This window comes from Oceanobacillus sp. B139/18 (genome assembly GCF_055524595.1).
Map to the genome: position 1 here is coordinate 166,152 of NZ_JBVFXI010000002.1, position 26,982 is coordinate 193,133.

The 26,982-nt window shown below is 35.4% G+C and carries 26 protein-coding genes; 4 read left to right on the forward strand and 22 right to left on the reverse strand.

The window, feature by feature from the left end; translation table 11 throughout:
- Positions 1-160: 160 nt before the first annotated feature.
- Positions 161-811: a hypothetical protein gene (locus ACZSMY_RS08175; RefSeq protein WP_042533181.1), complete on the forward strand. Its 651-nt coding sequence runs from the start codon at positions 161-163 to the stop codon at positions 809-811.
- A gap of 248 nt (positions 812-1,059) precedes the next feature.
- Here the strand turns inward: ACZSMY_RS08175 and ACZSMY_RS08180 are convergent, their stop codons facing one another.
- The 14 genes from ACZSMY_RS08180 to ACZSMY_RS08245 all read right to left on the reverse strand — a co-directional run bounded on the left by ACZSMY_RS08180 (position 1,060) and on the right by ACZSMY_RS08245 (position 14,084).
- Positions 1,060-1,314 (reverse strand): helix-turn-helix domain-containing protein, encoded by a 255-nt coding sequence (locus ACZSMY_RS08180; RefSeq protein ID WP_042533179.1) that lies wholly within the window; start codon positions 1,312-1,314, stop codon positions 1,060-1,062.
- Entirely contained in the window at positions 1,286-1,798 is a 513-nt protein-coding gene (locus ACZSMY_RS08185; RefSeq protein WP_379591192.1) for an RNA polymerase sigma factor, read from the reverse strand. Before ACZSMY_RS08185 ends, ACZSMY_RS08180 begins: the two co-directional genes overlap by 29 nt.
- 359 nt (positions 1,799-2,157) lie before the next feature.
- Positions 2,158-3,711, reverse strand: coding sequence for an MFS transporter (locus tag ACZSMY_RS08190; RefSeq protein WP_042533177.1), 1,554 nt, complete (start codon positions 3,709-3,711; stop codon positions 2,158-2,160).
- A gap of 110 nt (positions 3,712-3,821) precedes the next feature.
- Positions 3,822-4,136 carry a thioredoxin family protein gene (locus tag ACZSMY_RS08195; RefSeq protein WP_042533175.1) on the reverse strand — a complete coding sequence of 105 codons (315 nt, stop codon included), beginning with the start codon at positions 4,134-4,136 and terminating at the stop codon, positions 3,822-3,824.
- A 49-nt stretch (positions 4,137-4,185) separates the two neighbouring features.
- Positions 4,186-4,500, reverse strand: coding sequence for a thioredoxin family protein (locus ACZSMY_RS08200; RefSeq protein ID WP_042533173.1), 315 nt, complete (start codon positions 4,498-4,500; stop codon positions 4,186-4,188).
- A 37-nt stretch (positions 4,501-4,537) separates the two neighbouring features.
- The gene (trxB, locus tag ACZSMY_RS08205; protein WP_042533171.1) at positions 4,538-5,467 is read right to left on the reverse strand and encodes a thioredoxin-disulfide reductase; all 930 of its coding nucleotides are present in this window, start codon (positions 5,465-5,467) and stop codon (positions 4,538-4,540) included.
- 315 nt (positions 5,468-5,782) lie between these two features.
- Entirely contained in the window at positions 5,783-6,061 is a 279-nt protein-coding gene (locus ACZSMY_RS08210) for a glutaredoxin family protein (protein WP_042533169.1), read from the reverse strand.
- A gap of 38 nt (positions 6,062-6,099) precedes the next feature.
- Entirely contained in the window at positions 6,100-7,002 is a 903-nt protein-coding gene (locus tag ACZSMY_RS08215; protein WP_244882382.1) for a hypothetical protein, read from the reverse strand.
- A 2-nt stretch (positions 7,003-7,004) separates the two neighbouring features.
- Positions 7,005-9,431, reverse strand: coding sequence for a heavy metal translocating P-type ATPase (locus ACZSMY_RS08220; protein WP_042533167.1), 2,427 nt, complete (start codon positions 9,429-9,431; stop codon positions 7,005-7,007).
- Positions 9,432-9,559: 128 nt separating this feature from the next.
- Positions 9,560-9,766: a copper chaperone CopZ gene (gene copZ, locus ACZSMY_RS08225; protein WP_042533165.1), complete on the reverse strand. Its 207-nt coding sequence runs from the start codon at positions 9,764-9,766 to the stop codon at positions 9,560-9,562.
- 70 nt (positions 9,767-9,836) lie between these two features.
- Positions 9,837-10,172 carry a metal-sensing transcriptional repressor gene (locus ACZSMY_RS08230; RefSeq protein ID WP_052485021.1) on the reverse strand — a complete coding sequence of 112 codons (336 nt, stop codon included), beginning with the start codon at positions 10,170-10,172 and terminating at the stop codon, positions 9,837-9,839.
- 167 nt (positions 10,173-10,339) lie between these two features.
- Positions 10,340-10,666: a metal-sensitive transcriptional regulator gene (locus ACZSMY_RS08235; protein WP_374705724.1), complete on the reverse strand. Its 327-nt coding sequence runs from the start codon at positions 10,664-10,666 to the stop codon at positions 10,340-10,342.
- Between the two features lie 215 nt (positions 10,667-10,881).
- Positions 10,882-12,543: a CoA-disulfide reductase gene (locus ACZSMY_RS08240; RefSeq protein ID WP_042533163.1), complete on the reverse strand. Its 1,662-nt coding sequence runs from the start codon at positions 12,541-12,543 to the stop codon at positions 10,882-10,884.
- Between the two features lie 95 nt (positions 12,544-12,638).
- On the reverse strand, positions 12,639-14,084 hold the full coding sequence (locus tag ACZSMY_RS08245) for an MATE family efflux transporter (protein WP_042533161.1): 1,446 nt from the start codon (positions 14,082-14,084) through the stop codon (positions 12,639-12,641).
- Between the two features lie 258 nt (positions 14,085-14,342).
- On the opposite strand from ACZSMY_RS08245, the gene ACZSMY_RS08250 reads away from it, so the two are divergent.
- A complete protein-coding gene (locus tag ACZSMY_RS08250) occupies positions 14,343-14,855 on the forward strand; it encodes a CueP family metal-binding protein (protein ID WP_042533159.1) in 513 nt (170 codons plus the stop codon).
- Positions 14,856-15,128: 273 nt separating this feature from the next.
- Here ACZSMY_RS08250 and merA read toward each other — a convergent pair whose 3' ends face one another.
- The 8 genes from merA to ACZSMY_RS08290 all read right to left on the reverse strand — a co-directional run bounded on the left by merA (position 15,129) and on the right by ACZSMY_RS08290 (position 25,473).
- Complete coding sequence (merA, locus tag ACZSMY_RS08255; protein ID WP_042533157.1) at positions 15,129-16,769, reverse strand: mercury(II) reductase; 1,641 nt, start codon at positions 16,767-16,769, stop codon at positions 15,129-15,131.
- A 38-nt stretch (positions 16,770-16,807) separates the two neighbouring features.
- Positions 16,808-17,209, reverse strand: a complete 402-nt coding sequence (gene merR, locus ACZSMY_RS08260; protein WP_042533153.1) for an Hg(II)-responsive transcriptional regulator — start codon at positions 17,207-17,209, stop codon at positions 16,808-16,810.
- A 439-nt stretch (positions 17,210-17,648) separates the two neighbouring features.
- Positions 17,649-19,175, reverse strand: a complete 1,527-nt coding sequence (locus ACZSMY_RS08265; RefSeq protein ID WP_465147657.1) for a multicopper oxidase family protein — start codon at positions 19,173-19,175, stop codon at positions 17,649-17,651.
- An 830-nt stretch (positions 19,176-20,005) separates the two neighbouring features.
- The gene (locus tag ACZSMY_RS08270; protein ID WP_042533148.1) at positions 20,006-22,135 is read right to left on the reverse strand and encodes a copper-translocating P-type ATPase; all 2,130 of its coding nucleotides are present in this window, start codon (positions 22,133-22,135) and stop codon (positions 20,006-20,008) included.
- Positions 22,136-22,235: 100 nt separating this feature from the next.
- Positions 22,236-22,910, reverse strand: a complete 675-nt coding sequence (locus ACZSMY_RS08275) for a response regulator transcription factor (protein ID WP_042533146.1) — start codon at positions 22,908-22,910, stop codon at positions 22,236-22,238.
- Positions 22,903-24,291, reverse strand: a complete 1,389-nt coding sequence (locus tag ACZSMY_RS08280; RefSeq protein ID WP_042533144.1) for a sensor histidine kinase — start codon at positions 24,289-24,291, stop codon at positions 22,903-22,905. Before ACZSMY_RS08280 ends, ACZSMY_RS08275 begins: the two co-directional genes overlap by 8 nt.
- A gap of 9 nt (positions 24,292-24,300) precedes the next feature.
- Positions 24,301-25,032, reverse strand: a complete 732-nt coding sequence (locus ACZSMY_RS08285; protein ID WP_042533142.1) for a cytochrome c biogenesis CcdA family protein — start codon at positions 25,030-25,032, stop codon at positions 24,301-24,303.
- A 177-nt stretch (positions 25,033-25,209) separates the two neighbouring features.
- The gene (locus ACZSMY_RS08290; RefSeq protein WP_042536130.1) at positions 25,210-25,473 is read right to left on the reverse strand and encodes an SHOCT domain-containing protein; all 264 of its coding nucleotides are present in this window, start codon (positions 25,471-25,473) and stop codon (positions 25,210-25,212) included.
- A gap of 238 nt (positions 25,474-25,711) precedes the next feature.
- Here ACZSMY_RS08290 and ACZSMY_RS08295 point away from each other — a divergent pair, with 238 nt between their 5' ends.
- Positions 25,712-26,317 carry a YdhK family protein gene (locus tag ACZSMY_RS08295; RefSeq protein WP_042533140.1) on the forward strand — a complete coding sequence of 202 codons (606 nt, stop codon included), beginning with the start codon at positions 25,712-25,714 and terminating at the stop codon, positions 26,315-26,317.
- A gap of 298 nt (positions 26,318-26,615) precedes the next feature.
- Positions 26,616-26,963 carry an AbrB/MazE/SpoVT family DNA-binding domain-containing protein gene (locus tag ACZSMY_RS08300; RefSeq protein ID WP_042533136.1) on the forward strand — a complete coding sequence of 116 codons (348 nt, stop codon included), beginning with the start codon at positions 26,616-26,618 and terminating at the stop codon, positions 26,961-26,963.
- Positions 26,964-26,982 lie beyond the last annotated feature (19 nt).

Consider the following 26,982-nt stretch of genomic DNA (forward strand, 5'->3'; position numbering starts at 1 on the left):
AAACCAAAAAAAGAAATCATAAATTGAACTTGCATGTGTTTGGTAAATGTTCTACATTTGTTAAGCTGTTACGATTAAGAATTTAATACTAATTGGCTATAACGTGTTTATGATATTATGTATTTAAAGGAAAGAATAGGTAGGATTGGAGGAATAAAACTTGAACATTCATGAATACATTAAATTTCTTCGCAGAGCAATCAATAATGTGGAAGAAGTGTATTTTGGAAACCAAAATTGGATTGATTCTATGTTAAATGTTCATAATATTAAATCTCAGGATAAAAAGCGTGAAAAGCTAATGCCATATTTGAGTATGCATAATGAGCGAGTTTTCTGTTATGAGCTTTATCATCAATTGCGTAAAATTATGGAAGAAAATAGGTTGAATGAAAAAGTGATTTTACAAGCTGAACTTCGCAAGGCTCAAGTAAGTGATGAAATCACACAATTATTTGGAGTAAATAGTACAGACGGAGTATATTACCCTGACTTTTTAATACATGAACCGGGTACATATGAAAATCAAGACTTAATTATTGAAGTCAAAGCTAATCCTAAACTTTCTACAACAGATATGCTAAATGATATTAAGAAAATTGATCAATTCATTAATAGATACAACTACAAAAAAGGAATCTTTTTAGCAATAAATGTGAATAAAGAAAGGTATAATCAACTAATGACAAATGATCATCTTCTAAATAGTTTAGAAGAACAAATTAATTCTAAAAATGAAATCTTACTTATGTTTAGAGAGTCAGCAAAGGAGCCCACGATCTCAATAAACCTAGCAAACTTGTTACAATGAAAAAGCTAAATATTAACTTATAATCATCATGGGCTGCAAAACTATCACCACTTCCTTTAATCACCTTTACAAAGTGGTGATAGTTTTAGCTAATAATAATCATTTGTCTTGTAATCCTCCAAATTGTCTCTTTTCTTATTTAAAACATTTCTGATTTGTTCCTAATACAACATTGAATTTTCTCAAAGCTTTCTTTATCAAATATCAACTAGGAAGAACGAGGATTAAAATGCTTAAGAATAAAAACCCTAAGTCAATTCAAATCTTAATATAGCTGTAATTAATTTTGTTTCTAAGCGTCTACGTGTATAATCATCTACTACCATTTGAGAAGCACCAAAATCATCTTGTACTAACCGTAACGATAGTTTATTTATATAAGGTTCATAATGTTTAAGCACTGCGTTTATAGCTTCTACCTCACCCTTTGAAGCTTCTGCAATAATAGAGAAAGGTAACAATTCATTTACTGAATTAAGAGAAATCAATTGATTTTGATCCATCATCATTCCCCTCCAATCTCTGTTTTAATTCTTCTAGTGCCTTCTTTCTTTGATATTGTACTGTGCTTCGAGCACGACCCAATATTTTTCCGACTTCCTTATCTGTCATATTCAAGAAGTAGGATAAAAGAATAACTTCTCGTTTTTTATCAGATAAGTGACAAAGTGAACGAATTAGTTCTTCATTTTTTAAAATGACTTCATATCCTAAAACTTGAAAATAATACCCTTCCAGGACATAATCATCAATAACTGCAAGTTCTTGAGGTTCAAAATTTGATAAAGTTGTAAAAGATACCTCTACTTCACGCTGGCGTTGTAATTGTCTTTGGATGTTAATCACTTCATTTTTTAAAGTTTTCTTACAATAACTATCAAAAGTATGCTTTTTATGCTCTTCATAGGAAGTTAACTTCATAATTTTCAGCTCCTTCCATTTTCGTAAAAGCAGTGATAGCATTAATTCCTCCTCTTCCTTTGTCATTACTACAAATAGTAGTACATATTTTGCCAAAAATGAGAGAAGATCCTTATAAAGACAAGAAAAAACCCGAATAACAAATAAGTTATCGGGCTGTAATAAAGTATTGACTATTTAATCCATATCTATTATTAATTTGTTATTAGCGTCTAATATCTAGTAGAGAGCAATAAAGCAACCCTCTCTTATAACGAAGATACAGGTTGCTTTATTGTGTTATTTCAAATGATATTTAAATTAAATCTTCTTTTCTACTATACCTAGGTTAGGTATTTATTTAATTAAAATATATACACAAAACTTATTTCATTTTGTGCTTTTTTATCACTCTTAAGAATGAATGATACTTATATACCCGCTTATTATTCCTCTCCATTCTGCTGTGCTTTACCAGAAGGTGGAATATGACGTAATCGTGTTGCGGAAATAATTGCTGCTACTCCTGCAATTATAGCTGAAACGATAGCGGCAGTATTTAATCCACTGGTGAACGCATTTTGAGCCGCCATAATCAAAGACTCCCCAAGCGTTTCCGAAACATTAGAAGCTGAGACAATAGCACCATCAATACTGTCTGAAGCTGCTGCTGCAACATTTGGAGGCAAATCTTGAGGTAGTGTATCGACAATTTCACTGCGATAAGCTGCTACTCCAATACTTCCAATTACTGCGACCCCAAGCGAAATACCTAAATCATTAGCTGTTGTCGCAAGACCAGAAGCTCCTCCTGCTTTTTCTGGCGGAACAGAGCTAACTACTAAATCGGTAGTTAAGGCCATCGATGGAGCTACACCAGGATAGGTGACCACAAAACTTGCAATAACAAGTGCAAGCCCCGTACCAGCGTCAAGTTGTGTAAAGAGTATATAACCAATCACTTGAATTGCTAGACCTATTGCAATAACATTACCTGGACGAAAACGGCGTGCCATCATCGGTGAAAGCGTAGAGACTACAATCAATACTGCGGCAGCTGGAAGAATAGCAAATCCTGCCGTCATCGGCGAAAGTCCTTGTACCTGCTGCAAGTATTGAGTGAAAAGAGAATATACTCCACCAAGTGCTGCTGCCGAAAGTAAGAATACACTAAGCGCACCACTAACCGTACGATTTTTAAACAACCGAACATCTAATAAAGGTTGTTTTGCTCGTAGTTGTCGAACTACAAACCAAATTCCCACTAGTATACCTGCAACTAACAAAGTAATTGTTGGACCTACAGCAGCTTGTGCTGCAAATTGTTTAATGCTGTAAATTATCGCTAGCAATGTAGCAACTAATAATAGAGCACTGAATAAATCAAGCTTTCCACTATTTTGATCACGGTGTTCAGGTACTAGAATAGGTGCACCTAGTGCAACAACTAACATAACTGGTACTGCTACTAAAAATGTCGCTTGCCAGCCAAATACTTCTAAAAGCAGACCGCTTAATAATGGTCCAAGGGCTACACCGGCTGAAATTCCACCTGCCCAAATACCAATCGCAACCCCGCGTTGTTCAGCATTTTGAAACAGAACGAAAATCAGTCCAAGTGTAGCAGGTACCATCATTGCTGCTGCTAAACCTAAAACAGCACGCCAAGCAATCATCATGGATGGATCACTTGTTAATGCTGCCAATATAGAAACAACTCCAAACAAGATAGCACCTATTACCATTAATAATCGTTTCCCTACTCTATCTCCAAGAACTCCCATTGCGACTAAGAATCCTGCCATCACAAAACCGTATATATCAAGAATCCACAACAATTGCGTACTGGAAGGCCCTAAGTCAGCTGCCATACTGGGGGCAGCTAAGAACAAAATAGTTAACATCATGAACAGTAATGTTGAAGGTAAAACTAACACGACAAGCCCCCACCATTGTCGAGCATTTGCACGAGGTACTTCAGGATTATTAGAATTAGCCATGTTGCACACCTCCTATATTTGATATGATACTCACCCAATTGTTATTTTTTAAATCTTTCAACATTTGGAATTCCTCCTTCATTATGAAAGATATTTGATTTCATTTTCTATTATTGTGTAGAAAAATCTCTGATTGTTTTTTCATTTAATTTTAAGGTAGTTAGCCGATCGACTTCTATTCCATTTTTAAAAAGAATTAAAGTTGGAATACCTATCACGTTATACCTCTGAACAGCAAATTCTAGGTCTTTATCTACGTCAACATCATAAAACATGACATTTTTTATTTCTTCTGCTGCCGATTCAATAATGGGAGTCACCTGCTGACAACCTTGACACCATCCTGCCGTAAAGTTGAGTACAACAGGTTTTTCTTCCATTTTGACTAAAGTACAAAAGTCATCTGTTTTCAATTCCTTTAGCATAGAGATATCTCCTTCACCATGAAAGATAGTACCTTAACTTTAACCTCTATTATTGTGATGAAAAGTCTCGAACGACTTCCTCACTTGCTTCCGGTGCAGTTACTCTGTCTGCCTCTTCCCCGTTTTTGAAAAGAATTAAAGTTGGAATACTCATCACCTGATATTGCTGGGCAAACTCTAACTCTTCATCTACATCAACATGATAGAATGCAATCTCTTCTTCCAACTCTTCTGCAACTGATTCAACGATAGGAGCTAGCTGCTTACAGCCTGGGCACCAGTCTGCGGTAAATTTCAACACAACAGGTTTTTCTTCTGCTTTTACCAATGTGTCAAACTCATTAGCTCTCAATTCTTTGACCATTACAAATCCCTCCTTTCCTTTTCCTTGTTTAAAAAAGTTACTTTAAAGGATTCGTCTCTATAAATGTCTCTACATCCATGGCAGCCATGCAACCTGTTCCAGCTGCTGTGACAGCCTGCTTGTATCTTTGATCTTGCACATCACCTGCTGCAAACACACCTGGTATATTCGTATTTGTCGTACCAGGTTCAACCTTAACATATCCATTCGGGTAAATATTGATGGCTTCTTTCAAAAAATCGGTGTTAGGTATATGACCAATCGCTAGAAAGACACCATCTGTTTCAATAAGTTGTTCTTCCTGGGTTTCTTTATTCTTAACACGAATTCCTGTGAGCTGATTATTTTGAGAAAGAATTTCCATCGGTATACTGTTAAAAATCCAAGATATTTTCTCGTTATTCATTGCTCGATCTTGCATAATCTTAGAAGCTCGCAATTCGTTCCTTCGATGAATAACCTGTACTTCTTTCGCAAACTTTGTTAAAAATAAAGCTTCTTCCATAGCAGAATCTCCACCGCCAACAACAACCACTTTTTTATCACGGAAAAAGAAACCATCGCATGTTGCACAGGTACTTACTCCGCGACCAAGGTTTTCTGCCTCTCCTGGAATCTCCAACATTTTCGCCCGGGCACCAGTAGAAACAATCACAGATTCCGCTTGAATTTCACCGAGACCATCTGCTTCTAAACGAAAGGGACGACTTGAAAAATCTACTTCTTTTACTAAAGCCGTTTTAAATTGTGCTCCAAATCGTTTCGCTTGTGCCCGCATGGTATCTATCAATTCTGGTCCCATCACTGGATCAGAAAAGCCCGGGTAATTTTCGACCGCTGTTGTCAATGTTAACTGTCCACCTGGTTCTGGACCTTCTAAGATTAATGGTTCCATATTTGCTCTGGCTAAATAAATGGCAGATGTTAAACCAGCAGGACCTGTTCCTAAAATGACTGTTTTATACATAATCCACCTCTTCATTAAAAAAATACTTATATATTTTAAAAGGACATTCAGTGAAGGGTAAAATTTTCCTTCACTGAATGTTAGGCTATCAACCTAAACTTTCCTCTAAACCGTTTCAGCTGACGATTTAATATCAGAAAGAGAAACTTACAATACTAGGATTGCCTTATACGTTATTTCTTCGATGAACTTTTTGGCTGATCTGTTTTTGCATTCTCAGTCTTTGCTGATTCTTTTGGTGAGCAGCAAGAGCACGTTGGTTTAGCCATTTATATCACCTCCTTAAAAATAAGGTGTCATATGATAAACCACTCCTTATCCAACTTCTAAGAGCCGTTTAATCTCCTCTTTATTCATTTCAAACCCTGTCATACTTTTTCTTGTTTTTCTTAGACCTAAAATGGAGGATTGAGAAAAGACAATTCCGGGAACCACTCTAGCCCCTGTTCGACTTTTAAGCTCTTTTTCTTTTTCTGGCTGCTTGGTTAAATCATATTGTTTGTGTGGTATCCGATGTTTTTCCAAGAATTTTTTCAAGTCTTGGCAATCAGAACAAGTTGGTCTTGTATAAATTTCTAATTGATAATTAGCCATTTATCTCACTCCTTCCATTTGATTTATATTAAAATGAGTTACTCTTTTACTTCTAAAATAAATGGATATACATGAATTTCCCCATCAAATTTGAATTCTGCCCAGACTTTATACATCCCTGGATTTGTGAAATGAGCATTAAACGTCGTGGAATCATCTGACGCAGGGTGAACATGGATATATTCTTCTACCTCTTCATCTACAATCACCACATGACCTAAAGCACCAAGGTGTGTTTCCGGTTGTTCCCCTTGCATATCAAAATTCAAAGGAACCTCTTCTCCAGCTATTGCTTCCACTTCTTCTAAGGTCACTGTTTTTCCATCTACTTCTTTTGTCCATTCATTATCCGCATGTAAATGTGCTTTGGCTGTTTCTTCTGTTCCAACCTGTAATAGGTTTGGAGCAGGTGTATAAGCTTTGTTTTCCGGCACAATATCAACAAATGCTTGATACGTTCCATCTTCTAAGGCTTGATTAACTCGAAATCTTCCTTCCTCTTCTTTTTCAGGATGGAGATGATAATACTCTTCCAAATCGTTAGAGATCAGAATAAAATGCATTTCTTTTTCATGCTCGATAGCGAGTTCTGGTGCTGCTCCTGTATCATCTTCCAATGAGATGACAAGTTCTTCATTATCATAGGACACATCCGTTTTTACTTCTGAATCCGTTTCATGTCCATGCTCGTGCTCATGTTTATGGTCCATGTCTTCTTCCTCCTCTGAATTACTTTCTGTATTATGGTCTTCATGATCGGTCCCATCTTCTTGTGAAGCTTCATCATTATTATGCTCCTCATGCCCAGCCTCTTCGTCACTATGTCCATCGTGCTCCATTTCACCACTGGCCAAAGGATTGTTTCCTGTAATCACACTATATCCTGCAAAAACAATGACTACATAGACAATCCCTAGAGATACCCACTTTTTTACGGACATAATTATTGGCCTCCTTTTAGCTTTAATCGCTGTAATCGTAAAGCGTTAAGCACTACAGATACAGAACTGAATGCCATTGCTGCTCCAGCAACCCAAGGAGCTAATAGACCAATTGCAGCAACTGGAATGGAAGCCGAATTATAGAAGAAGGCAAAGAATAAATTTTGCTTGATATTACGCATGGTCTTTGCACTGATTTCCACACTGTCTGCCACGCTGTTCAAATCTCCACGCATTAATGTTATATCTGCTGCTTCAATCGCTACATCTGTTCCCGTACCAATTGCCATCCCGATATCGGCTACAGCTAAGGCAGGTGCGTCATTGACACCATCACCGACCATCGCTACTTTTTTATCCATATCTTGTAGCATTTTAATTTGCTCTGCCTTTTGTTCCGGCACTACTTCCGCAATCACATGATCAATACCAACTTGTTTTCCAATAGCTTCTGCAGTCCGTTCATTATCCCCTGTAAGCATAATGACCTCTAAACCTAGTTGATGCATACGGTGAATAGCAGCCTTAGACGTTTCTTTCACTGTATCAGCAACCGCAATGACACCAGCTAATTGGTTGTCTATTCCAATTAACATCGCTGTCTTACCTTCTGATTCTAACTTTGTCATTTGGTTTTCCACAGAATCAACCGTTATATTTTGCTGTTTCATTAGTTTTCTGGTTCCAACATAAATCATTTTTCCATTTATGGAAGCTTGAATACCGTATCCCGGGATTGCTTCAAAGGAATCTGATTCTTTTACTTGAACCCCCATTGCTTTTGCACCTTTAACAATCGCCTCTGCAAGTGGATGTTCTGAATTGTTTTCAGCCGAGGCAACGTAATAAAGAACTTCTTCTTCCGTGAAATGTTGATTCGGAAGAACATCAGTCAATTCTGGTTCTCCTTTGGTGACAGTTCCTGTTTTATCTAACACAATCGTCGTTAGGGAACGGGTATTTTCCAAATACTCTCCACCTTTAAATAGAACACCGAGTTCTGCTGCTCTTCCTGATCCAGCCATCACAGAGGTTGGAGTTGCCAAACCAAGTGCACATGGGCAAGCAATCACAAGTATAGTGATAGCAGGAACTAATGCGGAACGGAGATCACCAGGTGCAACGATAAAATACCATACTAGAGACGCCGCAATAGCAATTAACACAACAATGGGAACAAAGATACCCGATACACGGTCAGCTACCCTTTGAATATCAGCTTTACTTCCTTGTGCCTCTTCAACCACTTTAACAATTTGAGAAAGAGCTGTATCTTTACCAACTTTGGTCGCTTCAATTGTCAGCAGACCATTTTTATTAATCGTTGACCCAATAGCTACATCCCCTGTTTTCTTATCAACCGGAATACTTTCACCCGTTATCATTGATTCATCGACTGCGGATTCCCCTTTGACAATTTGCCCATCAACTGGAATCTTTTCACCTGGTCGTACCATGATGGTATCACCAACGATAACTTCTTCAATCGCAATCTCTTGTTCCTCCCCATTTCTGATTACCCTAGCTGTTTTTGCCTGCATACCAAGTAATTTTTGAATAGCCTGACCAGTACGTCCTTTGGCGCGAACTTCGAATAGTTTTCCAAGAATGATCAAAGTGATAATCACTGCCGCAGCTTCAAAATAGAGTTCTGGCATACCGACTTGCCCCTGTACTTGCCACTCGTAACCCAAGAAAATACTATAGAAGAAGGCAACGGATGTACCTAATGCAACAAGAACGTCCATGTTGGCACTGCCATTCTTCAAGGCTTTATACGCAGATTTATAGAACTGAGCCCCTACAATAAATTGTACTGGTGCTGCTAAAGCTAACTGTACCCATGGGTTCATTAACATATCTGGCGAATAAATAAAGGACGTAAATTCAAAATGTGTCACCATCGTCCACAATAACGGTAAAGTTAAAATGGCTGAGAAAATAAATTTCCCTGTCTGATGACGAATTTCTTCATCCTTACTATTGGCAGTATCTTCTTTAGAAGTTTGTGTTTTTAAGCTATAACCAAGCTTTTTGACCGTTTCAATCATATCGTTTACCGTCACTTGACCTTGATCATAATCCACTGCCACGTTTTCTAATGCAAAATTCACGGAGGCACTTGCTACACCTTCCATTTTATTTAATCGCTTTTCAATTTTAGTAGCACATGCCGCACAAGTCATACCGGAAATATCAAAGGTTTGTTTATCATGTGCTACATGGTAACCCAATTTTTCAATTTTCTCTTCAAAATCCTGTACACTTGTGACAGATGGATTATAAGTAACTTTTGTCTTCTCTATTGCAAAGTTGACATTGGCTTCTGCCACACCATCCATTTTATTTAAACCTTTTTCAATCTTGGTGGCGCATGCTGCACAAGTCATACCTTGAATCTGTAAACTAACTTCTTTTTGTGTTTCCATTTTTTTATTTTCCTCCTTCCTCATACCAGGACAGGGTATAATATAATTGAAAAGGAAATCGTGCAGGTTTTGCACGATTATCCTTTTTATTTAACGAAAAAAATGAAGCATGTTTTGCTGCACATTCCTTATGCAACATCATATCCTTGGTCTTCAATCGCTTCTGTGATGTCTTTCAAGTCCACTTTATCTCCATCAAAAGTGATATCGACCTTTCCATCTTGTAAATGAACTTTGACGGATTCAACACCGTTTAATTCACCAACACTGCCTTCAATGGAGCTGACGCAATGCCCGCAAGACATGCCTTGTACGTTAAGTGTTTTGTTTGTCATGAATCATCCCTCCTTTCTGATTACATTTATATATTACCATACCCTAGTTAGGTATTGTCAAGTGAAAAATTTATTTCATTATTTTAGAAATCGTCGTCATGAATTCAGATATAACTTCTGGATCTTTTTTTTCCAATTTTTCAATGACACAAGTATGAATATGACTTTCCAATAGTAATCGAGAAACAGCATGTAATGCCGATTGTACGGCAGCCATTTGATTTAATATATCATCACAATATACATTTCGGTCAATCATTCGTTTTACTCCCTTTACCTGTCCTTCAATGCGACTCATTCGATTCATCAGCTGCTTTTGAATATCATCTGACATAATTACCTCTCCGTCTTTACAACAGTTTTCCTTTTGATCCATATGGGGGACTAGTTGAGCAATCTCCTTCATGTAAACGCTCCCTTCTAAAATCAAATAATTACTTTATATTTCCTTACTGCCAATATACCATACCCCCAGAAGGTATTCAAGTATTTTATTTAAAATAAATAAAAAGCTTATAGAGAAAGTTATTTCATTTTCTCTATAAACTTTTTATGAAGGATTGTTCTCTTATATTATTTAGAGTACTGATTAATAACTGCTAACAATTCATCAATAACTTCTTCTTCATTTCCATCCTTAATAGAATGAGTCATACATGTTTTTGCATGTCGTTCCATGACAGAAAAGCCAACTTTCTTTAAAGCTGACTGCACGGCAGATAATTGAATAAGAATATCCATACAGTAACGATCATTTTCAACCATATTTTGAAGTCCACGAACTTGGCCTTCTACACGTTTTAAACGATTAATTACACGTTCCTTTTCTTTATCTGTCCGTGGCTCCACTGCCTTTTTTCCTTCTGTTGCATTTTGTATTATTCCTTCTGATTTCATCATTATAATCGCTCCTTTAATTTATATTTATATATTATCTCGCATTTAGGTATCATTACTCTCTTTTTAAATAATTCATAGTAACGAAAACCTGAGTACACATTGCTCATAAAAAGTGGCGGGTAAAAAATGAATCACACTTTAGCTTTTTAGTTCGATTTTCTTTCATGCTTACTTATACCCCATCAGCCAGTAATACATTATTTCTCTCCCCTTTTTTACAATGCTTGTTGATTCCCAAAAACAGAGGAATACGTCTTCCATCCGCCATCTACATTTTTCACTTCAAATCCATTATTTTTTAGAATACGACTAGCTAGATACCCTCTTAAACCAACTTGACAACTTACATAAATGGTCTGATCTTTTGGTATAGTATCAAGAGAATTTCTTAACTCATGTAGCGGAATATTAACAGATCCTTTGATATAACCAGATTCACGTTCCCCTGAGTTACGAACATCAATTAATAACCTCCCATCAGCAACAATCTGGTCTACTTCATGCCACTGGATATGTTCTAATTCCCCGTCTATGATGTTCGCAGCTACATACCCTGCCATATTCACTGGATCTTTTGCTGATGAATAAGGCGGTGCATAGGATAACTCTAAATTTGTTAAATCTTCTACAGTTAACCCGCCTTTTATGGCTGTAGTGATAACGTCCATGCGTTTATCCACGCCTTCTTCTCCAACAGCCTGAGCACCGAAGATTTTTCCTGTTTCTTTATCAAAAAGTAACTTTAGGGAAATTGGTACAGCTTCTGGATAATAATTAGCGTGAGAGCTTGGATGAACATGGACCACTTCGTAGGGAATCCTTAGCCGTTTAAGTGTTTTTTCATTATTTCCTGTGGATGCAACGGTCAAATCAAACACCTTTGCAATGGATGTGCCTACTGTCCCTTGATATTTCTCTTTTTTACCCATTAAATTGTTAGCCGCAATACGACCTTGTCGATTCGCTGGTCCAGCAAGTGGAATCATTGTCTTTGTGCCTGTGATATAATCTGCTACTTCGACCGCATCCCCAACCGCATAGATATGATCATTGGATGTTTGCAGATAGTCATTCACGATGATTCCTCCACGTTGCCCTAATGAAAGTCCTGCTGATTTCGCCAGTTCATTTTCCGGCATAACACCGATAGAAAGAATCGTCATATCTGTTTGAAGTTCCGTCCCATCAGAAAGTATAATCTTCTTTCCTTCCTCTGCAAATGATTGAACTCCATTGTCCAGAATCAATTGAACCCCTTTTTCTCTTAAATGCGTGTGCAGAATAGCTGCCATTTCCATATCAATCGGTGCCATGATTTGATTGGCCATTTCAACTATGGTAACCTTTATCCCTCTGTTAGCAAGATTCTCCGCCATCTCAACACCAATAAATCCACCACCAACAATGACAGTTCTTTGTGGCAGGTGATTATCCACATAACGTTTGATAGCATCTGTGTCGGGAATATTTCTTAATGTAAATAACGAATTATTTTCCTTTAACCCTGGTATCGCAGGTACAATTGGTTTGGCTCCCGGTGATAACAATAATTTATCATAGGATTCTTTGTACGTTTCTCCGCTTTTTAGGTTATTAACTGTCACCTGTTTTTTATCTGTGTCGATGTTCACTACTTCACTCAAATTACGTATGTCGAGATTAAATCGTTCCGACATACCTTCCACAGTTTGTACTAATAATTTATTGCGATCCTTAATTGTTTCTCCGATGTAGTAAGGTAATCCACAATTCGCAAATGAAATATGTTCTCCTCTTTCGAAAAGCACAATTTCTATTTCTTCACTTATTCTTCTTAACCTTGCGGCGGCTGTTGCCCCACCTGCTACACCACCTATGATAACAACTTTTTTTGTCATGATATTTCCCTCCCAAGTCATTTATTGAAATCTGGACCTTAATCCGTCCATAACCAGTTATAAAGTAACATCTTTTTTTGATTAAAAATGACATTTTAATAATTATTAACACATTCATTCATGTTTGGTTGTTTTGTCTTTGGATGACATTGACATTCTACTTTATCTTTAAATGACATCTTCTTTTTGGATTTAATCCATTTGTCTTTTTCCATTCTGTACCACATAACAACGGCGCGTATCACGATATCAATACCGATTGCTACCCAGACACCTGCTATCCCTAACTGCATTTGAATTGCTAAGAGATATACAAAAAGTGTTCGAATCAACCACATCACAATCGTTGTTAAATACATAGGGTATTTTGTATTTCTAGCACCTTGATATGCTCCTGTAAGAATAAGCAATATCGCTAGAAAAGGCTGGAATAATGCTGCTATTTTTAGTGCAATACTTATTTCAGATACAACTACTGGATCTTCACTGAAAAAACCGCCTATCCATTCTCCAAGAATAAATAATAATACTCCCATGAAAACCATAAATACAGCTGATAGAATGGAGATTAATTTTGCATAACTTTTAGCTTCTTCATAATTACCTGCTCCTACTTGTTTGCCTACAATAATAGTTGCGGCAGCAGCAAAACCATAAGCAATCATATAAGAAAATGTCTCGATATTCCCTGCTATTTGATGTGCTGCAAATGTACTTGTACCTAATGCAACAATGAAGCCAAAATAAACGACCTGCCCTATTCTCATTGCCAGGCGCTCACCTGCTGCTGGAGCACCTAAACCTAAAAGCTCTTTTTGATAAACCTTATCAAACCTCCACCAGTTCTTTTGAAACATAATCTGATTATTTTTCTTAATATATAAAATAAGCACAAATGTACCAACCAGACGTGCAATTACTCCGGCTAATCCAGCCCCTACGATACCTAGTGCAGGTATAAACAAGAAGCCAAAGATAAAGATATAATCCAAAATAATATTGACAATATTTGCAATAATAACTGCTTTCATTGGTGATTTTGTATCTCCAACTCCCCTTAAAATACTACTCATCACAAACATATAAGCCATGAGTATAGAAGGAACAGCAACAATTCTAAAGTATACTACACCAATCTCTAACACTTGTTGTTCTACACCAAGAAGGCTTAAAAGAGGTTCTGCAAAAATCAGTGTTAACATACCTGTTAGGCCACCTACAATAGTGGTCAAAATTACTCCTTGCTGTGCAACTTTTGAGGCACGTTCATAGTCGCCTGCACCAGTTGCATTAGCCATTAACACATTGACACCAACACCTATTGCCATAAAAATTGCAAAATAAATTGCTAGTATAGCGTTCGTTACCCCAACTGCAGATACTTCATCCAAACCAATTTGAGCAACAAAAAATGTATCTGCAAATCCTAGCATCGTCTGAAAAAAGTTTTCTATTACAGCCGGAACCGCTAATATAATAATTATTTTTATCTTATCATTGGTACTTAGCCCTTTCTTTAATGTTTGATCTGCAACATTCATCAAACAGCCCTCCATTCAATCTAATTACAGGAGCTTTTCATTAATATATTTAAAGTTTCCTTAAAAACATAATATCATACCCCCGTATAGTATTCAACAAGAAAAAATTTACAGAAAATAATTTTGCATTACTTTCATTTCTCATTGTCCTCAGCGTTGAATTTTTAATAATTTTAACAATTCTATGAACATGAACTTTTTATTTTATTTAGGTGTTATAATAATGCTATATATTTTATATGGTAAGGAGTTGTCTATTTGAAAAATCAAATAGTGTTTGTTTGTTTGTTTCTTTTGGTTATTTTAGCAGCTTGTAACAGTAATACTAATCAATCATCTGAAGTAGATGTTAAATCATTAATACACGATTACAGCACAGATCAAATAAGTGCTACCTCTGCTTCAGTAGATACTAGCCAATTAGTAGTTGAAAAAGATAATAAAGAAGTCAATTATGATTTACCTGATGATGAGTTTTATGTATCGATTGCTCCCTTTATCAATGAAACACACCCATGTACATTCCATAGTCTTACAGGATGTCAAGGTGAGCTAGTGAATACTCCATTTGAAGTTTATATCGAAAATGCCAATGGAAATGTACTTATTGATGAATCGATTGAATCCTTTGACAACGGCTTTATTGATTTATGGCTACCAAGAGATCAGGAGTTTAAAGTCATTATTACTTTAGATGACAAACAGGTAGAATCAACCATATCTACATTCGAGGATGACCCAACTTGTATTACGACAATGCAACTTATTTAAATTTGATAGAAAGCATTTGTGAGTTTGAAAAACCCTAGAGCTAGGGTTTTCTTTTAATAATAAGAATATCATTAGAAAAACTTTAGATTGGGCAATATGTGGCTTTTAAATAAGGTTTGATTAAAAATACCATGTAAACTCGTGTTTTACGTTAAATAAAAGAATCCATTTTGGAAAAAGATTAATCAAAATGGATTCTATAGTTCGAGTAAAGCATAAAATAGTGAAGTTATACTTATTCAATTAATTGAAGCTATTATCAATAAGGAGTTTTTACCCGGCACAGCATGATAATTTTGATACATCTTTATCAAATGTAAGAGCAGCTAATTTTAAACCCTCTGCCATTGTTAAATACGGTGCAAGACTTTCTTTTAAATCCTCTACGGTTAATCCAAACTTAACGACTAATGTAGCTGCATAAATCACATCTCCTGCATTTTCAGATACAATATGAACTCCAAGCACTTTCAATGTTTTTGAATCAGCAACAAGCTTAAAAACCCCTGTTGTTTCATGATTTACTAACGCTCTTGGAATGGTGTCTAAAGGCAACACAGATGTTTTGACTTCATATCCCTTTTCTTTTGCTTGTTTTTCTGTTAAACCAACTGTTGCAATTGCCGGATTTATAAACGTTATGCCAGGAACAACAGACAAATTTAATTTTTTATTTAACCCACGAATCGCATTGTCAGCAACAATTCCACCTTCATAGGCTGCTACATAAACAAATTGAGGTCCCAATGTTACATCTCCTGCTGCATAAACCTTCTCATTACTTGTCCTAGCATAATCATTTATCACGATTTCTTTTCGTTTTCCAACTTCAATACCTGCTGCACTTAAATTTAAAGAATCCGTATTTGGTTTTCTCCCTGTTGCCACAAGTAACTGCTCTGATTCCACAACTTTTTTCTTACCATTTACCGTTACGTAAATCTTTTTGTTTCCTCCAACTTGTTCTACCCACTCAAAGGTTGCCCCTTTCACAAGATTTATACCCTGTTCAACTAAAGCCTTTTCTACAGCTTCTGAAATCTCTGGGTCATATTCTTTTAAAAGACGTTCACTTCTTTGCATAAGCGTTACTTCTGAACCTAAATTATGAAATAGTTGCCCAAGCTCCATTCCGATATATCCTGAACCAATAACCGTTAAGCGTTCAGGCACCTTTTTTAATTCAAGTAGTGTTGTACTTGTTAGATAATCCACTTCTTTAAGTCCTGAAATTTCCGGTAAAGAAGGAGAAGCACCTGTTGCAATTAAAAAGTGCTTTGCAGAAAGTTTCTCTCCGTTGACTTCAATTGTATTTTTATCAATAAATTTAGCTTCACCCTTAATTAAATCAAAGCCATATTCATTAATTAAATCAATGTATTTTTGGTGCCTAAGCCTATTAACCAATTCATTTTTTTGCCTGATTAAAGGTGCTAATTCTACATCTCCCGCGGAAATTTGCAATCCTTTAAATGGATTCACCTTAGCCAAATGATTGATTTTCCCAGCTCTAAGAAGTGTCTTTGATGGAACACAACCTGTATTCACGCATGTTCCTCCAATGGTTTCACGTTCAATCATGACTACTTTCGCCCCATATTCAATTGCTTTAATCGCAGCCGAAAAAGCTGCACCACCAGAACCAATGATAAGTAAGTCATAATCCCCTTCATTACCTAGCACCATATTTTCTTGTGATGGTACTTCTTCTATTTCTCCAGGTTGATATTTTGCTTCTTTAATCGCCTTGTTTGCAGTTTTAACTCCAATATTCTCAGGTAACTCAAATACTGCTTCACCACGACGAAAACTAGCTTCAACATTATTAGCTCCTATATTTTGAAGTGCTAATGCTACATGCTCTTCACAACCTGTACAAGTCATTCCGTGAATGTTTATCTTAAATTTATTCATTTACTCATCATCCTGTTCTATATTTTTTCTTATTCCTTTTATTGTTCCCCAATCAGTGTTTCAATTATTGGACATTCATGTAGTTGTTTTTCATCTGGGCACCGTTGTTTTAAATCTTTTAGCATGACTTCAATTCGCTTTAAATCTTCTATTTTTTTTTGTACTTCCTTTTCTTTTTTGGAAACAAATTCAAACATATTTTCACAGCGAACTTCATCTTTATCTACAATCCCAAGTAATTTATAAATTTCATTTAAAGAGAAACCAAGCTCTTGAATATGTTTAATAAAACCTACTCGCCTAACATCATTATCTGAGTATACCCGATAACCAGCATTTGTTCGAGAAGGTTCCTTTAATAATGATTTTTGTTCGTAATATCTAATTGTCTCTTTATTCACTCCACATTTTTCTGCAAATGCACTAATACGATAACTCACATATTTCACCTCCTATAAAAATAATAAACCGTGTATCTAGATACACAGTCAAGTATATTATTAAATTTTTTTTAAAGTATCCTACCAATTAGTTTAAGTACATTTATAAAAATAATATATGTAATTTTTGATAAATTCAGTATACAATTAACTGTTTGATTAAGTAAGTCCTTTATAAGGAACATCCGTTTAAATCAAAATCCAAATGGGGAAAATTACTCAAATATTTTATAAATATCACGTCTTTTTTACAATGGAGCGAGTAAAAAGTTGGGCATAAATTGAACATCAGACTTGATAGATATCATGTAACATGGAAAAAAGTAAAATACCCCTTTTTCATCGATTAATGAATTTTAAAATTGCCAGTATGAACTAATCACACTGGCAGCTTAATAATTCTTTTTTACATGTCTAACGCTATATTATGGACCATACTCTATTCTACCTTCACCTGTCCCATCATGCCGTTGTCTTCATGTTCAAGAATATGACAATGGAACATATACACGCCTTTTTGCTTGAATTGTATAGCTATTTTAACTGTTTCATCTGGTTCAATAGAAATACTGTCTTTCCATCCCCGCTCATTTTCTGGTGGTTCTTCTCCATTTCGAGAAAGTATTTTAAATTGAGCTCCGTGAATGTGAAATGGATGAATCATTCCGCCCATCATGTCAGGTTTATTGTAAATTTCCCACACTTCAGTGACCCCTTGATCTTGTGTGAAATCAATTCTTTCCGGATCAAATTTCTTTCCATTTATCGTTACCATATCCATCATTCCAAAGAGTTCCACGTTTTTTGTTACTGGTAAGCTCATCTCTTCTTCTGTAATTGAAATATCATTCATCTCTTCTGGAATACTGCTATCCTCTCCACTTTGACCAGAAACTTCAAATGGTAAAAGGATCGAACCATCCTCCTCATTTATTAACGCCAACCCATCTTCAGAGTTAAGCTGCGAAAAATCAATAATTATTTCCGCCCGTTCTGATGGGGTCAGTGTAATTTCATCTAGTGTCACTGGTTTATTCAGGAAACCTCCATCCGTTGCAACTTGCACAAAGGAATCCCCTGTATTCAATTTAAAAGTGTAATTCCTCGCATTGGACCCATTTAAGAGACGAAGACGAACCTTTTCTTTCCCTACGGTCAACTTCGGATTTAACGTCCCGTTTACCAATGACGTATCACCGATTGTTCCATCATCATTCATAGCAGCACTGTAATTCAATTGTTTCTGATCATCAAATGTTTTATCTTGGAAAATCAAGGGAATATCATTCTTTCCATACTCATTTGGCAATCCAAGACTCTTAGAGTTGTCATCTTCTATATAAATCAATCCTGCAAGTCCATTGTAAACCTGTTCAGAGGTTTTCCCTTCTGGATGGGGATGGAACCATAACGTCGAGGCTTCTTGTGTCACTTCAAATTCGATCAGCTCTTCTTCTCCTGGCTTTAATGAATTATGTGGCCCACCGTCTTCTTCACCTGATACTTCCAGCCCGTGCCAATGAAAAGTTGTCTCCTCATCTAACTCATTTATCGTTCTAATTTTCACCGTATCGCCTTCTTCAAATTGAAGCACTGGTCCTAAAAATGACCCATTGTATCCATATGTTTTCGTATTAGTACCATCGAATATTTCAGTCTCTCCTTCTTGTGCTCGAACAGTGTATACAACTTCTTCTTCATTATCGCTTTCAAGCAAAGGAGGTATTTTCAATTCATTTTCCCCTGTTGAACCATTTAAACTTACCACCTCATCATGACTCATATGACCATTCTCAATTGCATCATCATCCATAGATGAATGATCCATTCCTTCTTCCATGGAATCAGACTCTTGTTCCATATCTGAGTTTTCTTCAGGTGGTGATTCAACATTCCCTGCACAAGCCGATAAGACAAGTATTGTCAATAAAAAAATTAAACTTATTAATAATGATTTTCTTTTCATATACCATAACTCCCATTAAGAAAATTTTACATATTAATCCATCTTTAAAGGCTAACATTCAATAACACTTGACTATTAGCCAATTTACTTGATTCAAGAATTATATTTGATTATTGTTTCATCACTTAAATTACGATTATAGATGTTAACTTTTCTCCTTTCATTAGATACTTGATACCAATTTATGTTAATGATTCATTATCCTTATGACGTAACTATATTTTAAAACTATCGAGAATTTATCAAGAAAAAGTTAATGTTTGATGAATTACATAATTAAATATAATCATAAAATATCTAAATGGAGAATCATTTACAGTTTTAAACCCTTCACCTTAATGATAAATCTTTAATCATATATGGGGACTACAAATATTATGCAAAACATAGATGTACATTTCTTTATCTATTCCGGAAATCAACTAGAACGTTAAAAGTTATTAACAATCAACCTTTTTCCATAAAGGCGTTAATATACTTTGTGGATCAGAAGTGATTCGTCGATTGTATTTTACTCATTTACATTATCCATTAAAACGAAATCAGCTATTGCAGCGGTCACCTTTACCCAAGTCAGCTTTTTCTCACATTACTTTAATCTTTCAACTAGAAAAAACTGATTTTCACCTAACGGAAAACCAGCTTTTTCATTTTTATATTTAGACACTAAATTCATAACCTTAATCTTAAACAACTTCTTTCAAATTTTACAATGAAACTTTTGAACCTTTACATCTAAAGTTTTTCTTTACAGATTGAGCTTTTTTCCGAGTATAATAATAGCATTATACTATTAACACTTAACCTATATTTCATTTTCATACTAAATTTTAATCAATCTTCAACAATTGGGCATTAATTGCACAAATAATTGTACTTAATGACATGACAGCAGCACCAATAGCTGGTGTAATAACGATACCGACATTATATAATACACCTGCTGCTAGTGGGATGGCTATCACGTTGTAACCTGCTGCCCATCCTAAGTTTTGTATCATTTTTCTATAACTAGCTTTCGATAACTTCAAAATATTTAAGATATCAACAGGATCACTATTTACTAAAACAACATCCGCTGTCTCAATTGCAACGTCTGTACCAGCACCAATCGCAATACCCAAATCAGCTTCAGCTAAGGCAGGCGCATCATTGATTCCGTCACCAATCATGGCAACCTTTTTGCCACCTTCCTTCAGTTTTTTCACATTATCCGATTTATCATGTGGTAGAACCTCTGAAATAACTTTTGATAGTCCAAGTTTTTCACCTACATAATTTGCAACACGATTATTATCACCTGTCATCATAACTGTTTCAATGCCACTATCTTTTAATTGCTTGATAACTTCATAAGAGGATTCACGAATGATATCCGCTAAAGCAATCATTCCTTGCAATACATTGTCTCTTAATACAAAAACAACTGTTTTCCCTTGTTGGGCTAGCTTTTCATACGTTTCTTCATCGAAATCTATATTATTCGCTTTCATCGCTCCAGGGCTAATGACTGCGATTTCAGTTCCTTTCACATCAGCAGTTAATCCTTTACCAGTTAAATTTCTATAATTCGTTACCTCATATAGCTCTAAATTACGATTTTTTCCTTCCTTCACAATTCCTTTTGCAATTGGATGATCGGATTGGGTCTCAACTGAATAAGCTAACTTCACTAATTCATCTTTACTTACATTGTTACTTGGATGAATATCAGTAACCCCGAAGTTTCCCTCAGTAAGGGTGCCTGTCTTATCGAATACAACCCGATCTAGCTTTCGAGCATTTTCAAATGGGGTACGATTACGAATCAACAAACCATTCTTAGCAGCAATAGACGTTGATCTTGAAGTAACTAAAGGCATAGCCAGACCAAGTGCATGCGGGCAAGCTATAATCAGAACGGTAACCATTCTTTCTAGCGCAAATTCAAAATCCCCTGTCGTACTCCAGTAAGCAATCGTGATGATTCCAGCAACCACCGCCACATAAAATAGCCATTTTGCTGCAATATTAGCAAACCCCTGTGCTTTTGATTTGGTATTTTCCGCCTCGCTTACTAATTGAATAACTTGAGATAAATACGTGTCATTTCCAATTTTATTTACCTTAATTTTTAATACACCTTCACCATTAACGGCCCCACCTATTGCTTTCATTCCAGGTCCTTTTTCCACAGGAACGGATTCACCTGTTAACATAGATTCGTCGACGGTAGATTCTCCTTCAAAAATTTCCCCATCAATGGGTATTTTTTCTCCTGATTTAACTAGAATCTCATCTCCAGGGTGTAATTCTTCAACAGACACTTCTACAATATTTCCGGACGCGTCAATTTTATGTGCCTCTTTTGGCATTAGTTTAATTAATTCTTCGAGTGCTTTTGAAGCACCCATTATGGACCTCATTTCTACCCAGTGACCTAACAACATAATGACAATTAACGTAGCTACCTCAAAATAAAAGTCACTGCCATCAATCAAGAAGGCTGTTAAGGTGCTATAAATATAGGCTGTTACAATGGCAAGTGAAATTAACAACATCATCCCTGGTGTTTTTGTTTTTATTTCATCCCATGCACCAAGTAAAAACGGTTTTCCACCATAGAAAAACACTATGGTAGAAAGTAAGAAAAGTACTATCGTGTTACCCGTAAAGTTTACTTCATAGTTGAATAACATTTGGATCATCGGTGACAGATAAGTAATCGGTATCGCTAACACTAAAGATACCCAGAAACGCTTTTTAAAATCATCTATCATATGCTCATGATGACCGGCATGTCCTCCTCCATGTCCGTGTCCCGAATGGTCATGACCATTATGATTATGATGCTCACGGTGATCATGGCTATGGTGTTCATGATCATGATGCTCGTGGTTATGATGTTCGTGATTATGGTGCTTGTGCCCATCGTGTTCACTATGGCTTTGGTTATTCTTCTTACTATCGTGATTTGCCATGCTATCAATCCTCCTAGTGAATAATTATGTTAAGATCATTTTCTATATAGTGTGCAATAGGTAATTTTCTTATTACTAAGACATCATACAAATTCCCCTGTCAAGGGTTATTAACCCACTTATATCCTACACCCCACACAGTTTTAAAATAGTCATCTATTGGAAATCCTGTTTGACGGATTTTCTCTCTCATATTCCGCACGTGTGAATCAACTGTTCTTCCCCCTGTTTCAGAATCAAACCCCCAAATCAAATCAATCAAATGTTCCCTAGCAAATACTTGATTCGGATTCTTCATAAAGTGTCCAATCATAATAAATTCTTTAGGCGTTACCTTGATTGGGTTAGTTTTATAGGATAATTCAAACTGATCCCTATTCCAAATTAAACCATTCACCTCAATATAACTCTTTGGTTCTCTTCTACGTAATATAGCTGACATCCTAGCCAATAATTCTTCTTCGTTAAATGGCTTTGTGATATAATCGTCTGCACCTAACCGCAATCCTTTTACAATATCCTCATGTTGGTCACGGGCAGTTAACATTATAATTGGTACATCAGAAATGCCTCTAATTTCTTGGCATAATTCCCATCCATCCATCTCAGGCATCATAATATCTAGTAAAACAATGTCAAATGTTTCTTGATTTATATAGGACAATGCTTCAGTAGCACCTAATGCTTCTTTACAAACATATTTATGAGGTTGTAAATACAACGCAATTAAATCTAACATTCGCTTCTCATCATCAACGATAAGAACTTTATTCATTTCTTTTCCCCCTTGCCAACTTGATAATGATACTTGTGCCCAGTCCTATTTCGCTTTTTGCTTCAATACTACCACCATGGGATTCAATAATTTCTTTTGAAATAGCTAGACCTAGCCCAGTTCCTCCACTTTGTCTTGAACGTGATTTTTCCACACGGTATAACCGGTCAAATATATATGGAAGATCTTGTGCAGGAATTCCTTCTCCATCATCTGTAGTTGTAATAATGATATACTGATCAGTCTGCTTTACCTCTATTAAGATTTTTGAACCTTCCTTAGAATGCTTTTTCGCATTATCTAGGATATTTATTAACACTTGTTGAAAACGTTCTGGATCAATATAAGCTTTTATTTCATCAAGGCAATTCACATGAAGTAATATTTTTTTCTCAGCTAACGCTGGTCGAATACGTTCAATTATTCTTTGAATAAGCTCACATAAATTCACTCGTTCGCGTCTAATCCGAAAATTATTTTGATCTATTTTAGCTAATTCAAATAAGTTCTTAATTAATACCGTTAATTGCTCTGTTTCTTCTCGAATTATTTCAACATATTCTTTAACTTGTTCTTCAGACGTACCTTGACGATTAATGATATCTGCATATCCTTTGATATATGTTAATGGCGTCCGCAGCTCATGTGACACACTGGCCAGGAACTCATTTCTAGCCTGTTTTAGTTCTTTCAACTCCTGTGATAGCTTGGTGATGGAATTAGCTAATTCACCTAATTCATCTTTCCTTTTTGTATGTAGTGCTATATTGTGTCTTCCCTTACTTAATTGTTCTGTCTCTTCTTTCATTTTAATTAACGGTTGTGTAATAAATCGAGACAAAATAAATATAGTCATAATTGTTAACAACACAGTGATAAAGCTAATTATCAAAAACTGATTGCTAAGCTGATCAACTGTTCTTTTTACATAACTTGTATCGGCAAACATAAACACATGCCCCTTATGTTCCCCGCTTATTGTAATCGGACTATCTGTCACGATATAATTTCCTTCACTCCACCTATCTTCAACTATTTTACCTTCTGTAGGTATTTCTTCATCATTAGTATGTTCTACCACATTAATCATTTCTTGTTTTACAGGGTCAGATGAAATAATAATCTCACCTTTCTCATTTGTAATGATAACGATAAATTCAGACGCTGATTCCATAATACCGACATGTTCTAATGTAGGTTGATCGAAATGATCTTCTAAAACGTCACGATGTGTGTTCCCGCGTGCCAGCAGACTATTCATAACTTCATCAATACGATCATTTACTAGGTTCGTATATAAAATAAAAAACAAAAAAGATTCAATAACCAGAATAAATACAAAAAACAGTAATCCAATTTTAAAAGATAATTTATTAAACATACTACACCTCTATAACCAATAAGTAAGTGTATCCAACACACCAAGAATTAAAAGTAACAAACCAGCAATCTTTTGGGTGACAGCTCCTATTTTTCTACTTCTTTTTAATATGGCACCACTTGCACCAAAATACCAAATTAAAAATATAACAATCAATAGCGGAAGAGAAGTGCCAATTCCAAACACAGCTGGAAGGACTGCACCATACGAAGTTATCAATACAATTGGCATTAATGTTAAAAGAAAGAGCACAAACATGGTTGGGCAAAAAGCTAATGTAAAACTTACTCCCATTAAAAAGCTGCCTAAATAACTATCTTTAAGTACCTTTGTGGGAAAATGAAAAATACGCCATGTTTTCTTCCATTGAAATATCCCAATCATAAATAACCCTACTATAATTAGCATTGGACCTATTGCTTTACGTATAATGGGTAGAATTTGTGAAAGCGTGCTATATACCTCTCTACCTAACAACCAAACAATAATCCCTAGTATAGAATAAACTACGACCTTCCCTAAGACAAATAACAATACATGCAACCATGGAACTTTATCAACTAATGATTTATTACCATAAATCGTAATTGCACTGAGGTTACTTGTAAGCTGACAAGGTGCAAGAGCTCCAATCACCCCAAGAAAAAAGGCAAATAATAATGGTAAATGTTCTAAACCATTAGCGAGATCTATTATTGGTTCCATTAATGTGTTACTTATCTGGTTAAATAGTTCAAACATATATATTCAACTCACTATATAATAATTTTATCACTTGACCTTGGTAATAATTAAATGATTTTTTCTTTAACTTCTTGATATATGTGTCGCTCCGAAAAAATGAGAATGAGGCTATCTTGATAATATACCGTTGCAAAGACATGTTTAAGAAAAAGTATATTTGTTAGGATGGTAAAGCTAACTATCTACATCACCTTCACTTATACTACTGTTCACTTTCAAATCATTACTCTTTTTTTCCTTTATTATTGATTTTAGTCGTTCATATTCCAACTCGTTAATTTCACCTTTAGCTAAGCGTTCTTTAATTATTTGTAATGGTGTTCTCTTTTTATCTCCTTTAATAAAACTTGCTATTAAAAAAATACCAAAACTAATTAATCCTATCCAGAAAATAATCATTAGAATCACTGTCCAAAATGATCCATACCCATTCATCATATGCAATTTACATCACCTTCTCATTTGGTCTATTATCATTTATTATAGCTTTTATTTATCAAGAAAATATGCAGGCCTGCCAAGAAAAATGAATTCCCCTGTTTTACAAAGCTGAATCTTTACTTTATATCAGATAAATATTAAATAATCTTTAGAACTTTAGACAATCTGCACATAAACTGCAAAATAATAGGGTACTGTAACAATGAATTCAAAATAATGAAAGGAGCAACATTAAATGGCAATTAAAAAAATTATAATAGGGTTAGTATCTTTATTTACAATCTCCGTACTATCCGCATGTGCGGGAGAAACGGAAACGGAAGATACAAATAATGAAAATAACACGGAACAAAACTCCGAGGAAAGTACACAGGACGATATGGAAGGCATGGACCATTCCGAAATGCATATGTCTGGCTCTGGAGATGTACCCGAAGGTTTAAAGGAAGCAAACAATCCAACTTATGAAGTTGGCAGTCAAGCTATAATTGAATCGGATCACATGGAAGGTATGAAAGGTGCTGAGGCAACAATAGTAGGAGCCTACGATACCACAGTTTATACAGTTTCTTATATACCCACAACAGGTGGTGAGAAAATAACCAATCATAAGTGGGTCATTCATGAAGAATTAGAAGACCCTAGTGAAACACCGTTAGAATCTGGTGATGAAGCTATTATAAATGCTGATCATATGGAAGGCATGAATGGGGCAACAGCTGAAATTGATTCAGCAGAAGAAACCACGGTATATATGGTAGATTTTGTTTTAACTACAAATGGAGAAGAAGTCACAAACCACAAATGGGTAACAGAAAGTGAATTATCCTCAGTAGAATGAAATTAGAATTAACTAGCATATAATTTCTAACTCACCTTTTTGTAAACAATACAATCCCATTTAAAAATATATTCAAGAGGAGGAAGATGTCCCCTCCTTTTGAAGGGTTATAAGCAAATTACAGAAGAAATCTTCTATAAAAGATATCTTCTGTAATTTTTTGTCTTCTTTTATTGAATACGATAAAAGGATTTGATATTTGACAAGAAAATTATTTCTATAATTTTTTATTCTGCAAAGAATCTGCATAACTTCCCATTACTATTAAAAAAATATATTCAAATGGAGTGTTAAATTTATGTACGATTCATGTCCTATAAATGAAAAAAATCCCCAAATAAATCCAACTGGATTACATTGTATGATAACCAGTAGTTATTCTGTTACTATTCCAAAACCCATTAGAGATATTTTAAACTTAAGCCCTGGAGATGAGGTGATAATTAGTTCAAAACATAAATCTAATGAATTAATAGTGCAAAAATTTAGTGGAAATTCAATAGAAAATATAATGATATTAAATGAAAGAGGCTCATTTAGAGTACCAAAAGAATTTATTAAATTTCTCAATTTGGAAATAGGCGACATTTTTAGCCTATACCTTAATAGAGAGAAGCAAATCGTTTTGTTGAGAAAACAATCATGAGATAGGCAATTCAATCGTC

Excerpts from the sequence above, each read along its gene's own strand:
- copZ (WP_042533165.1), bottom strand. The coding sequence starts at position 9,766 with ATGACAAACAAAACACTTAACGTACAAGGCATGTCTTGCGGGCATTGC.
- ACZSMY_RS08215 (WP_244882382.1), bottom strand. The coding sequence starts at position 7,002 with ATGTCCGTAAAAAAGTGGGTATCTCTAGGGATTGTCTATGTAGTCATT.
- ACZSMY_RS08195 (WP_042533175.1), bottom strand. The coding sequence starts at position 4,136 with ATGCTAAAGGAATTGAAAACAGATGACTTTTGTACTTTAGTCAAAATG.
- ACZSMY_RS08190 (WP_042533177.1), bottom strand. The coding sequence starts at position 3,711 with ATGGCTAATTCTAATAATCCTGAAGTACCTCGTGCAAATGCTCGACAA.
- ACZSMY_RS08185 (WP_379591192.1), bottom strand. The coding sequence starts at position 1,798 with ATGACAAAGGAAGAGGAGGAATTAATGCTATCACTGCTTTTACGAAAA.
- ACZSMY_RS08270 (WP_042533148.1), bottom strand. The coding sequence starts at position 22,135 with ATGGCAAATCACGATAGTAAGAAGAATAACCAAAGCCATAGTGAACAC.
- ACZSMY_RS08300 (WP_042533136.1), top strand. The coding sequence starts at position 26,616 with ATGTACGATTCATGTCCTATAAATGAAAAAAATCCCCAAATAAATCCA.
- ACZSMY_RS08220 (WP_042533167.1), bottom strand. The coding sequence starts at position 9,431 with ATGGAAACACAAAAAGAAGTTAGTTTACAGATTCAAGGTATGACTTGT.
- trxB (WP_042533171.1), bottom strand. The coding sequence starts at position 5,467 with ATGTATAAAACAGTCATTTTAGGAACAGGTCCTGCTGGTTTAACATCT.
- ACZSMY_RS08200 (WP_042533173.1), bottom strand. The coding sequence starts at position 4,500 with ATGGTCAAAGAATTGAGAGCTAATGAGTTTGACACATTGGTAAAAGCA.
- ACZSMY_RS08280 (WP_042533144.1), bottom strand. The coding sequence starts at position 24,291 with ATGTTTAATAAATTATCTTTTAAAATTGGATTACTGTTTTTTGTATTT.
- ACZSMY_RS08235 (WP_374705724.1), bottom strand. The coding sequence starts at position 10,666 with ATGATGAAATCAGAAGGAATAATACAAAATGCAACAGAAGGAAAAAAG.
- ACZSMY_RS08240 (WP_042533163.1), bottom strand. The coding sequence starts at position 12,543 with ATGACAAAAAAAGTTGTTATCATAGGTGGTGTAGCAGGTGGGGCAACA.
- ACZSMY_RS08275 (WP_042533146.1), bottom strand. The coding sequence starts at position 22,910 with ATGAATAAAGTTCTTATCGTTGATGATGAGAAGCGAATGTTAGATTTA.
- merA (WP_042533157.1), bottom strand. The coding sequence starts at position 16,769 with ATGAATAAATTTAAGATAAACATTCACGGAATGACTTGTACAGGTTGT.
- ACZSMY_RS08180 (WP_042533179.1), bottom strand. The coding sequence starts at position 1,314 with ATGGATCAAAATCAATTGATTTCTCTTAATTCAGTAAATGAATTGTTA.
- ACZSMY_RS08285 (WP_042533142.1), bottom strand. The coding sequence starts at position 25,032 with ATGTTTGAACTATTTAACCAGATAAGTAACACATTAATGGAACCAATA.
- ACZSMY_RS08245 (WP_042533161.1), bottom strand. The coding sequence starts at position 14,084 with ATGAATGTTGCAGATCAAACATTAAAGAAAGGGCTAAGTACCAATGAT.
- ACZSMY_RS08230 (WP_052485021.1), bottom strand. The coding sequence starts at position 10,172 with ATGAAGGAGATTGCTCAACTAGTCCCCCATATGGATCAAAAGGAAAAC.
- ACZSMY_RS08290 (WP_042536130.1), bottom strand. The coding sequence starts at position 25,473 with ATGATGAATGGGTATGGATCATTTTGGACAGTGATTCTAATGATTATT.
- ACZSMY_RS08265 (WP_465147657.1), bottom strand. The coding sequence starts at position 19,175 with ATGAAAAGAAAATCATTATTAATAAGTTTAATTTTTTTATTGACAATA.
- ACZSMY_RS08295 (WP_042533140.1), top strand. The coding sequence starts at position 25,712 with ATGGCAATTAAAAAAATTATAATAGGGTTAGTATCTTTATTTACAATC.
- ACZSMY_RS08210 (WP_042533169.1), bottom strand. The coding sequence starts at position 6,061 with ATGGCTAATTATCAATTAGAAATTTATACAAGACCAACTTGTTCTGAT.